A 9,228-nucleotide genomic window follows, 5' to 3' on the forward strand; every position below is an offset into this window, starting at 1 on the left:
GAGCTTGGCAGGAGACGGCCGCGAAGGCCAGCCCCCGCCGCGTCGTCTCAGCTCTTGACGCCCATCTCGGCGAGATGGCCGCGCGCCTCCAGCTCGTCGCGCACCATGCGCTTGGGCACCTTGCCGTAGCCCGATTTCGGCAGCGCCTCCCAGAAGAAGAAGCGCTTGGGCAGCTTGTAGCGCGTCATCTTCGGGCCGAGGAACGCCAGCATCTCCTCCTCGGTGACGACGACGCCCTCGCGCGCCACGCAGACGGCGACGCCGACCTCCCCCCACAGCGGGTCCGGCACGCCGAGCACCGCCGCCTCGGCGATGCCGGGGTGGGTGAGGATCTTCTCCTCCACCTCGCGCGGGTAGATGTTCGAGCCGCCGGAAATGAACATGTCCGAGGCGCGGCCGGTGATGTAGACGAAACCCTCCTCGTCGATGTGGCCGAGGTCGCCGGTGCGGAACCAGCCGTCCCGGAAGGCCTTGGCGTTGGCCTCCGGGTTGTCGTAGTAGCCGGCGAACACGGCGGGGCCGATGACGCAGATCTCGCCGGTCTGGAAGGGGGCCAGCTCGCGGCCCTCGTCGTCCTGGATCGACACCTGCATGCCCGTGCGCTCGAAGCCGCACGTGCCGATGCGCGCGGCCGGGCCGTCCTCCGGATCGTGCAGGGCCGGCGGCAGCACGGTGATGTTGCCGGTGACCTCGCCGAGCCCGAAATACTGCACGATGACCTTGCCGAGCTTGCGCAGCGCCGTCTTCTGGTCCTCGCGGTACATCGGCGCGCCGGCATAGATGACGTAGCGCAGCGAGGAATGGTCGTAGCGGTCGGCCGCCGGATGCTCGGCCAGCATCTTCAGGATGGTCGGCACCGTGAACATGTTGGTGACGCGGTGGCGCTCGATCAGCCGGTAGGCCTCCTCGATGTCGAAGCGGTCGGTCGGCAGCAGGATAGTGACCGCCCCGCGCGCCACCTGGTTGAGCTGGTGGACGCCCGCGCCGTGGCTGAGCGGGGCGACGACGAGCGAGGCGTCCTGCTCCGTCGTGCCGGGCAACAGGTCGCACAAATGGTTGGTGACGACGAAGGCCATCTGGCCATGCGTCAGCACGGCGGCCTTGGAGCGGCCCGTCGTGCCCGAGGTGAAGAAGAACCAGCACGGGTCGTCGTGCTCGACCGGGCAGAGCGGCACGCTGTCGCCCCGGTGCGCGGCGATGGCCTCGCCGACCGACGTCTCGCCGAAGCCGCCCTCGTCGAAGCGCCAGGTGAACTCCACCGCGGGGGCGCGCTCGGCGATGATGGCGGCGTGGTCCGGGAACGCGCCGTGGCAGAGGAAGGCCCGCGCGCCCGAGGAGGTCGCGAGATAGACGATCTCCTCCGGCATCAGCCGGAAATTGGTCGGCACCCACACCGCGCCGAGCCTGAACGCCGCGAACAGCGACCAGAACATCTCGGCGCAGTTCTTCGAGTGGACGAGGATGCGGTCGCCCTTGCCGATGCCGCGCGCGGCGAGCGCGGCGGCGAGCGCGTTGACCTCGCCATCGATCTCCCGCCATGTCCACGTGCGCTCGCCCCAGATGAAGCCGGGGCGGTCGGGGAAGCGGCGCGCGTTCTGCGTCAGCATGTGCGCCAGGTTCATCACCCGGCGCGACACCGGCGCGAGCCCGCCGCGCGGGGCGGAGGAGGCAGCCGGGCCGCTCACATTTGCCGGGCTCACTTGGCGCGCTCCAGGATCGAGACGTAGTTGGCGACGGCCGCGCCGCCCATGTTGAACACGCCGGCGAGCCGCGCGCCCTCGCGCTGCATCTCGCCCGCCTCGCCCATCAGCTGCATGGCGGCCATCACGTGCTGCGACACGCCGGTCGCGCCGATGGGGTGGCCGCGCGACTTCAGCCCGCCCGACAAATTGACCGGCAGCTTGCCGTCGCGCGTGGTGACGCCCTCGCGGATCGCCTTCCAGCCCTCGCCCGGCGCGGCGAGCCCCATCGCCTCGTACTCGATCATCTCGGCCACGGTGAAGCAGTCGTGCGTCTCGACGAGGTCGAGGTCGTCGACGGTGACGCCGGCGTCCTCGTAGGCCCGGGCCCAGGCCAGGCGCGCGCCCTCGAAGGCGATCGGGTCGCGGCGCGACAGCGGCAGGAAGTCGTTGACCTGCCGGCGGGCGCGGAAGGCGATGGAACGCGACAGCGCCGCCGCCGTCTCCTCGTCGGCCACCACCAGCGCCGCCGCGCCGTCCGAGACGAGCGAGCAGTCGGTGCGGCGCAGCGGTCCCGCCACGTAGGGGTTCTTCTCCGACACGGTGTCGCAGAACTCGACGCCGAAATCCTTGCGCATGTGGGCGAGCGGGTTTCGCGCGCCGTTGGCGTGGTTCTTGGCGGCGATCATCGCCAGCTCGCGGCCGCGGTCGCCGTGGCGCTGGAAGTAGTTCTGCGCGATCTTGCCGAAGATGCCGGCGAAGCCCGCGTCGACCGCCGCCTCCTCCTTGCGGTAGCAGGCGGTGAGCAGGATGTCGCCGACCTCGGCGGTGGGCGTCGCCGTCATCTTTTCCGCGCCGACCACGAGGGCGATGCGGCCGCGCCCGCTCTCCACGAAGTCGAGCGCGGCGTGCAGCGCCGCCGAGCCGGTGGCGCAGGCGTTCTCCAGGTGGGTGGAGGGCGTGTGGGCCAGCTCCGGCACGGACAGCGCCACCAGCGAGGCCTCGAAGCCCTGCCGCGCGAAGCCGTTGTTGTAGACGCCGACCGTCACCGCGTCGACGTCGCGCGGGGCGACGCCGGCATGGTCCAGCGCGGCGGAGGCGACGCGCCCGATCAGGCTCTCGACGTCGGGGTCCTCCAGCTTGCCGAACGGCGTATGGGCCCAGCCCACGATGGATGCGCGGCTCATGCGATGGTCTCCTTGCGGCTGCCCGTCTCGGGCGTGTCGATCGTTCGTGACTCGGCGGGGCGAGGTTCGGGCGCGGCGATGTCGCGCAGCCGCTCCTCGAGCCGGCGGACCTCGGCGGCGAGCCAGGCCGCGAGCTGCGTCTCCCGGTCCGGCTGCATGCGGCTTTCGATGGCGGCCAGCGACAGGCACGCCTCCGGCCTGCCCTGGCGGTCGCGCACGGCCATGCCCATGCCCCACGACCCCGGGAACAGCAGGCCCCGGTTGAGACTGTAGCCCCGCTCGCGCGTCTCGGCCACGAGACGGCGGATCACGGCGTCGGTCAGCATGGTGTAGCGTTCGCCACGCAGCTCGGCGGTGGCGGCGATGGCGGCCTCGACCTCGTCGTCGGGCAGCGCGGCGAGCAAAGCAAGCCCGCCCGCCCCGGCTCCCAGTGGATGCCGGTCGCCCGCCGCCAGCACGTGCGAGCGGATGGGGTAGTCGCCGTCCTCGCGCTGCAGGCACACCACCGACCAGCCGCTGCGGACCTGGAAGAAGGCCGCGTCGCCGGTCAGCCGCGCCAGCCGGGCGACGCCGTCGCGCGCCAGGCGCTGCGCGCCGTAGCGCTCCGCCGCCATGGTGCCGATCACGAACGCCTCGGGGCCGAGGAAATAGCGCCGGCTCACCGGGTCCTGCACCGCCAGCCCGGGCTCGATCAGCGCCAGCAGGATGCGCCGGCAGGTCGGCTTGGAGAGGCCGGAGCCGACCACGAGGTCGGAGAGCGAGACGCCGTCGCGCGGATGCGCGGCGAGCAGGCGCAGCAGCGCCACGGCGCGCCCGATCGACTGCGCGCCGCCCGCCGAGCGTTCGTCCTCCAAGGGTGCGGACGAGGGTGCGGACGTCCTGCTTTCCACAATATGGACCTTCATTTCCGCGTTTCTCGTTGACAGGTGTGGGAGTTTTCGCCATTCGTCAACGGGAATTTCGTTTCGCGTGCGACTAGTTCCACATGCTGGACCTTGCGCGCGCAGCGGCGTGGGCGTTCGATTGTTGCTTTTGACGATCGAGCGCAGGAAGGTCGGCCAGGCCGATCCGGCGCGCCGGGAGGCACCTGAAGGACAGGGAAGGAAACGCATATGTCCATTCTGAGTCGGCGCGGTTTCACGCTCGGCGCCACGGCGCTCGGCGTCTCGACGTTCAACATCGCCCGCGCCCGCGCGGCCGAGTTCACCTACAAGTTCGCCAACAACCTGCCCGTCAGCCACCCGCTGAACATCCGGGCGCAGGAGGCGGCGGCCAAGATCAAGGACGAGACGAAGGGCCGCTTCGAGCTGCAGATCTTCCCGTCCAGCCAGCTCGGCTCCGACACCGATACGCTCGGCCAGATCCGCAACGGCGCGGTCGACTTCTTCACCCTCTCCGGCCTGATCCTGTCGACGCTGGTGCCCAGCGCCGCCATCAGCGGCATCGGCTTCGCGTTCGACAGCTACGACACGGTGTGGAAGGCGATGGACGGCAAGCTCGGCCAGTTCGTCCGGGCCGAGATCGCCAAGAGCCGCCAGATCCTCGCCCTCGACACGGTGTGGGACAACGGCTTCCGCCAGACGACGACCAGCACCAAGCCCATCGTCACGCCGGCCGACTTCGACGGCATGAAGCTGCGCGTGCCGCCGGCCCCGCTGTGGACCTCGATGTTCAAGGCGTTCGGCTCCGCCCCCACCACCATCAACTTCAACGAGACCTACTCCGCGCTGCAGACCAAGGTGGTCGACGGCCAGGAGAACCCGCTCGCCATCATCGAGACGGCCAAGCTCTACGAAGTGCAGTCGTTCTGCTCGATGACCAACCACATGTGGGACGGCTTCTGGTTCCTCGCCAACCGCCGCAACTGGGAGGCGCTGCCGGAGGACATCCGCGCCAGCATCACCAAGCACATCAACGCGGCCGGCCTCGCCGAGCGCGACGACGTCGCCAAGCTCAGCGCCTCGCTGCGCGAGCAGCTCACCGCGCGCGGCATGAAGTTCAACGACGTCAACGCCAACCTCTTCCGCGACAAGCTGCGCTCCGCCGGCTTCTACGCCGAGTGGAAGGGCAAGTTCGGCGACGAAGCCTGGTCGACGCTCGAGGCGTCGGTCGGCAAGCTGAGCTGACGCGGGGACGGCCGGACATGGAGGTCGCCACCCACGCCGCGGACGACGCCTCCCCCGGGCGCGGCGACGACCGGTCCTGGACCGCCGTCGTCGACCGCGTCGTCGGCGGCGCGGTGGAGAACGCCGCCGCCGCGCTCGTCGCGGCGGAGGTGGTGATCCTGTTCGCCGGCGTGGTGTCGCGCTACGTCCTGCACCGGCCGCTCACCTGGTCGGACGAGCTGGCGTCGACGCTGTTCCTGTGGCTCGCCATGTTCGGCTCCGTGCTCGGCATCCGCGCCAACTCGCACATGCGGATGACGGCGCTGGTGAGCAAGCTCACCCCGGCGCGGCGCGACTTCTTCGAGGCGCTCGCCGTCGCCGGCGGGCTCGCCTTCTGCGTCCTCATCGCGTACTCGGCCTTCGAGTACGCCTACGAGGAAAGCTTCATCACCACCTCGGCGCTGGAGATCGCGGGCGCGTGGCGCGCCTCGGCCTTTCCCGTCGGCATCGTGCTGATGGCGCTGTTCGCGCTGCTGCGGCTGGCGCGCGCCACCAGCCTGCCGCACGCGCTGGGCGCGCTGGCGCTGACCGCCGCCGTGGCGCTCGCCTTCTGGCTGCTCGGGCCGAGCCTGAAGACCCTCGGCAACCTCAACCTCGTCATCTTCTTCGTCGGCGTGGTCGGCGTGGCGGTGTTCGCCGGCGTGCCGATCGGCTTTTCCTTCGCGCTCGCCACCTTCGGCTATCTCGCCCTCACCACGCGCGTGCCGACCATGGTGATGGTGGGCCGAATCGACGAGGGCATGAGCCACCTGATCCTGCTGGCCGTGCCGCTGTTCGTGTTCCTCGGCCTGCTGATCGAGATGACCGGCATGGCCCGCGCCATGGTGCAGTTCCTGGCGAGCCTGCTGGGCCACGTGCGCGGCGGGCTCTCCTACGTGCTGATCGGCGCGATGTACCTCGTCTCCGGCATTTCCGGCGCCAAGGCGGCCGACATGGCGGCGGTGGCCCCGGCTTTGTTCCCGGAGATGCGGGCGCGCGGGGCCAAGCCCGGCGACCTCGTGGCGTTGCTGTCGGCGACCGGCGCGCAGACCGAGACGATTCCGCCCTCCATCGTGCTCATCACCATCGGCTCCGTTACCGGTGTGTCGATCGCCGCCCTGTTCACCGGCGGCATGCTGCCCGGCGTCGTGCTGGCCGTCGGCCTGTGCTTCGTGGTGGCGCGGCGCTACCGCAACGACGACCTCTCCCACGTGCGGCGGGCGCGCTGGGGCGAGATCGGCCGCGCCTTCGTCATCGCCTTCCCGGCGCTCGCGCTGCCCTTCGTGATCCGCGCCGCCGTGGTGGAGGGCGTGGCGACGGCGACCGAGGTGTCGACCATCGGCATCGTCTACGCCGTGCTGGCGGGGCTGCTGGTCTACCGCCAGTTCGACTGGGCGCGCATCCGGCCGATGCTGATCGAGACGGCCAGCCTGTCGGGCGCGATCCTGTTCATCATCGGCGCGGCCTCCGGCATGGCCTGGGGCCTCACCCAGTCCGGCTTCTCGCGCACGCTCGCCTCGGCGATGACGGCGCTGCCGGGCGGCGCGGCGACCTTCATGGCGGTGTCGATCCTCGCCTTCGTCGTGCTCGGCAGCGTGCTCGAGGGCATCCCCGCCATCGTGCTGTTCGGCCCGCTGCTGTTTCCGATCGCCAAGGCGGTCGGCATCCACGAGGTCCACTACGCCATGGTGGTGATCCTGGCGATGGGCCTGGGCCTGTTCTCGCCGCCCTTCGGCGTCGGCTACTACGCGGCCTGCGCCATCGGCAAGGTGCATCCCGACGAGGGCATCGGGCCGATCTGGGCCTACATGCTGGCGCTGCTGATCGGCCTGATCGTCGTCGCCGCCGTGCCGTGGATCTCCATCGGCTTCCTGTAAGCCTTCTCGCGTCGCGCGCGCCGGCGGCGCGCGGCGAACCCGACGACGCCGGCGGGATGTCACCATGGCAGGCAGAGTGAGCGGCAAGACGGCCATCGTGTTCGGGGCGGGCTCGTCCGGCCCCGGCTGGGGCAACGGCAAGGCCGCCGCGGTGCTCTACGCCCGCGAGGGCGCTGCGGTCGCCTGCGTCGACATCTCCGCCGAGGCGGCGGCCGAGACGGCCGGCATCATCGCCGCCGAGGGCGGGCGGGCGCTCGCCATCGCCGCCGACGTCACCGATCTGGCCAGCGTCGAGGACGCGGCGGCGCGCGCGATGGCCGCCTTCGGGGCCATCGACATCCTGCACAACAATGTCGGCGTGGTGGTGCCGGGCGGCCCGGAGGAGCTGGACGAGGCCGGGTTCCAGCGCGGGCTCGACCTCAATGTCGGCTCGGTCTACCGCACGGCCAAGGTGCTGCTGCCGCATTTCCGCGAGCGGCGCGCCGGCAGCATCGTCAACATCTCGTCGCTGGCCGCGATAAGGTGGACCGGCTACCCCTATTTCGCCTATTACGCGGCCAAGGCCGCCGTGGTGCAGGCCACCGTGGCGATCGCCCTGCAATACGCGCCGCACGGCGTGCGCGCCAACGCGGTGCTGCCGGGGCTGATCGACACCCCCCTCATCTACGCGCAGATCTCGGCCAACTACGCCTCGGCGGAGGAGATGGTGGCGGCGCGCAACCGCGCCGTGCCGCTGGGCAAGATGGGCACGGCATGGGACGTCGCCGCGGCGGCTGTGTTCCTCGCCTCCGACGAGGCGAAATTCATCACCGGCGTGGCGCTGCCGGTCGACGGCGGGCAGAGCCAGGCGACGCCGGTTCCGCACTGACGGACGATTTCGGACGGCTCTTCGCCGGGCGCACGCCCGGGCGGAAGGCGGCTGCAGACAGGGGACGGATCATGGCGAGGCACGGGACAACGGCGCTGGTGACGGGCGCGGCGCGCGGCATCGGGCTGGCGGCGGCGCGCCATTTCCTCGATGAGGGATGGGCCGTCGCCCTGCTCGACAAGGACGGCCCCGGGCTCGACGCCGCGATCCAGGCGCTGGGCGAGCCCGAGCGCACCATGCCCATCCATTGCGACATCGCCGACCCGGCGTCGCCGGGGCTCGCCGCCCAAATGGTGCGCGAGCGCTGGGGGCGGCTCGACGCCCTCGTCAACAACGCCGGCGAGGCGGTGTTCAAGCCGATCCTGGAGACGACGCGCGCCGAGTGGGAGCGCGTGATGGCGGTCAACCTCACCGGGCCGTTTCTGCTGTCGCAGGCCTGCGCGCCTTTGATGGCGGAGGGCGGCGGCGGGGCCATCGTCAACATCGCCTCGATCTCCGGCCTGCGCGCCTCGACGCTGCGCGTCGCCTACGGCACCAGCAAGGCCGCGCTGATCCACCTGACCAAGCAGCAGGCGGCCGAGCTGGGCGAGCTCGGCATCCGCGTCAACGCCATCGCGCCGGGGCCCGTCGACACGGCGATGGCCAAGGAGGTGCACAGCGCCGAAATCCGCGCCGACTATCACGACGCCATCCCGCTCAACCGCTACGGGCTGGAGGAGGAGATCGCCGCCGCGATCCTGTTCCTGTGCGGCGCGCAGGCGAGCTACGTCACCGGCCAGACACTGGCGGTGGACGGCGGTTTCGACGCCGTCGGCATCGGCCTGCCGACGCTGCGCGGCCGTCGGAAATCGGTCTGAACGCGACGGCGCCACAGGGTTTGTGACGGTTTCGCGAAAGTTTTCCACAGACCCCCTTGCGTCGAAAGGCGATAGGGCCTAAATCCCGCCTCGCCGCCGACGAGTTCGGCGCCTTCCCCGAGAGATCGGACAGACCAGACGGCTCCGCCGTCGATGTCCGTTCTGGCGTGGAAGCGGCTCTTTGACATTCGAAGATGAAACAAGAGAAACGCGGACGGCGGAGTCCTTGCGCGGTTCGGGTTGGCTTCGGCTGGCCCGGATCGATGAAGACTTCGACTGGTTACGCGTTTTGAGCTCGCGATGGGTTTCGGCCTGTCGTGAACTCCGTCAATGACGTGATGCGTGATCGGCTATGATCTTCTCTCTACAACTTGAGAGTTTGATCCTGGCTCAGAGCGAACGCTGGCGGCAGGCTTAACACATGCAAGTCGAACGCCCGGGCAACCGGGAGTGGCAGACGGGTGAGTAACGCGTGGGAACATGCCCTTTGGTTCGGAATAACTCAGGGAAACTTGAGCTAATACCGGATAAGCCCTTATGGGGAAAGATTTATCGCCGAAGGATTGGCCCGCGTCCGATTAGCTAGTTGGTGAGGTAATGGCTCACCAAGGCGACG

The 9,228-nt window shown here is 70.1% G+C and carries 7 protein-coding genes and 1 rRNA gene; 5 read left to right on the plus strand and 3 right to left on the minus strand.

What is annotated here, in order from left to right; genetic code table 11:
• Positions 1 to 47: 47 nt before the first annotated feature.
• Genes NK718_RS05160 through NK718_RS05170 form a run of 3 tightly spaced genes read right to left on the minus strand, consistent with a single transcriptional unit; the run spans position 48 to position 3,771 of the window.
• The gene (locus tag NK718_RS05160; RefSeq protein WP_371877218.1) at positions 48 to 1,685 is read right to left on the minus strand and encodes an acyl-CoA synthetase; all 1,638 of its coding nucleotides are present in this window, start codon (positions 1,683 to 1,685) and stop codon (positions 48 to 50) included.
• A gap of 11 nt (positions 1,686 to 1,696) precedes the next feature.
• Entirely contained in the window at positions 1,697 to 2,866 is a 1,170-nt protein-coding gene (locus tag NK718_RS05165) for an acetyl-CoA acetyltransferase (RefSeq protein ID WP_254739300.1), read from the minus strand.
• Positions 2,863 to 3,771 carry an IclR family transcriptional regulator gene (locus NK718_RS05170; RefSeq protein ID WP_254739301.1) on the minus strand — a complete coding sequence of 303 codons (909 nt, stop codon included), beginning with the start codon at positions 3,769 to 3,771 and terminating at the stop codon, positions 2,863 to 2,865. The genes NK718_RS05165 and NK718_RS05170 overlap by 4 nt, the downstream gene beginning before the upstream one ends.
• 207 nt (positions 3,772 to 3,978) lie before the next feature.
• Here NK718_RS05170 and NK718_RS05175 point away from each other — a divergent pair, with 207 nt between their 5' ends.
• The 5 genes from NK718_RS05175 to NK718_RS05195 form a co-directional block, all read left to right on the plus strand.
• The gene (locus tag NK718_RS05175) at positions 3,979 to 4,992 is read left to right on the plus strand and encodes a TRAP transporter substrate-binding protein (RefSeq protein WP_254739302.1); all 1,014 of its coding nucleotides are present in this window, start codon (positions 3,979 to 3,981) and stop codon (positions 4,990 to 4,992) included.
• A 17-nt stretch (positions 4,993 to 5,009) separates the two neighbouring features.
• Positions 5,010 to 6,887 carry a TRAP transporter large permease gene (locus tag NK718_RS05180; protein ID WP_254739303.1) on the plus strand — a complete coding sequence of 626 codons (1,878 nt, stop codon included), beginning with the start codon at positions 5,010 to 5,012 and terminating at the stop codon, positions 6,885 to 6,887.
• A gap of 64 nt (positions 6,888 to 6,951) precedes the next feature.
• Positions 6,952 to 7,755 (plus strand): SDR family NAD(P)-dependent oxidoreductase, encoded by an 804-nt coding sequence (locus tag NK718_RS05185; RefSeq protein ID WP_254739304.1) that lies wholly within the window; start codon positions 6,952 to 6,954, stop codon positions 7,753 to 7,755.
• A gap of 71 nt (positions 7,756 to 7,826) precedes the next feature.
• The gene (locus NK718_RS05190) at positions 7,827 to 8,612 is read left to right on the plus strand and encodes an SDR family NAD(P)-dependent oxidoreductase (protein WP_254739305.1); all 786 of its coding nucleotides are present in this window, start codon (positions 7,827 to 7,829) and stop codon (positions 8,610 to 8,612) included.
• A gap of 367 nt (positions 8,613 to 8,979) precedes the next feature.
• Positions 8,980 to 9,228 (plus strand): 16S ribosomal RNA (locus NK718_RS05195); the annotation flags it as partial.

This window comes from Alsobacter ponti (assembly GCF_024294805.1).
Classification (GTDB): domain Bacteria; phylum Pseudomonadota; class Alphaproteobacteria; order Rhizobiales; family Beijerinckiaceae; genus Alsobacter; species Alsobacter ponti.